This window comes from Nocardiopsis chromatogenes YIM 90109 (assembly GCF_000341185.1).
In the GTDB taxonomy this organism is placed as follows: domain Bacteria; phylum Actinomycetota; class Actinomycetes; order Streptosporangiales; family Streptosporangiaceae; genus Nocardiopsis_A; species Nocardiopsis_A chromatogenes.
The window spans coordinates 1-1,191 of sequence record NZ_ANBH01000402.1 but is presented as its reverse complement, the minus strand read 5'-3'; the positions used below and the strand labels follow the sequence as shown (position 1 = coordinate 1,191).

Annotated in this window: 2 protein-coding genes; both read left to right on the top strand. The window is 72.5% G+C overall.

The annotated features are described in order from the left end of the window. Window positions 1-595: acyl carrier protein (locus D476_RS35335; protein ID WP_017627852.1), on the top strand; the 595-nt coding region annotated here is incomplete at its 5' end. A gap of 6 nt (window positions 596-601) precedes the next feature. Continuing rightward, on the top strand, window positions 602-1,191 hold a 590-nt coding region (locus D476_RS35330), incomplete at its 3' end, for a beta-ketoacyl synthase N-terminal-like domain-containing protein (protein ID WP_040729014.1).

Genomic DNA, 1,191 nt, shown 5'->3' with positions numbered 1-1,191 from the left:
GCTCCTGAGCGGCCTCACCCGACGCACCACCGGCACCGGTACGACCGCCGGAACCGCGGCCCGGCGGGAGGACGGAGCCGCCTTCACCGCCAGGCTCAACGGAGTGGACAGGGACGGACAGCACGAACTCCTGCTCGACCTGGTCCGCTCGTGCATCGCCGACGTACTGGGCTACCAGGACCCCGCAGCGGTCGCCCCGGACATCGCGTTCGAGCAGCTCGGGTTCGACTCGCTCACCGCGGTCGAACTGCGCAACCGGCTGACCGGGGCGACCGGCGCCCGGCTTCCGGCGACGCTCGTGTTCGACCACCCGACCCCGGCCGCGCTCGCCGCCCACCTGCTGGACCTGCTGGCGCCCAGCGGCCACAAGGCGGCGCGGGCCAAGCTCGACGAGGTCGCGGCGTTCCTGACGGCCCTGACCGTCGACGCCGACGACCACTCGCTCATCACCGAACAGCTCGAAGACCTCCTCACCCGGTGGCGCCGCGCGGCCGACGAGGCCGAAGACGGAGCCGACGGCACCGATGACTCCGATCTCGACTCGGCGAGCGACGAGGAGCTGTTCAGCCTCGTCGATACGAACAGGAAGGCCTGACCGGCAATGGCGAACGAGACCAAGCTCCGCGAGTACCTGAAGAAGGCGATCGCCGACACCCGCCAGGCCCAGCGCGAGCTGAAGGAGATGCAGGACGCGGCCAGCGAGCCGGTCGCGGTGGTCGGCATGGCGTGCCGCTTCCCCGGGGGTGTGGCCACGCCCGAGCAGCTGTGGCGGCTGGTCGACGAAGGCGTGGACGGCACCTCGGAGTTCCCCGCCGACCGCGGCTGGGACACCGCGGGCCTCTACGACCCCGACCCCGAGGCGTCCGGCACGACATACGTGCGCACGGGCGGGTTCCTGGACGGCGCCGACCGGTTCGATCCCGGCTTCTTCGGGATCTCTCCCCGCGAGGCCACCGCCATGGACCCCCAGCAGCGCCTCCTCCTGGAGACCGCCTGGGAGGCCCTGGAGAACGCGGGCATCGACCCCACCGCCCTGCGCGGCAGCAGGACCGGTGTCTACACGGGCCTGATGTACCACGACTACTCGTCGCGGGTGGACACGGTGCCGCCCGAGCTCGAGGGCCTGATCGGCCCCGGCGGCGCGGGGTCGGTCGCCTCGGGGCGCATCGCCTACACGCTGGGGCTGGAGGG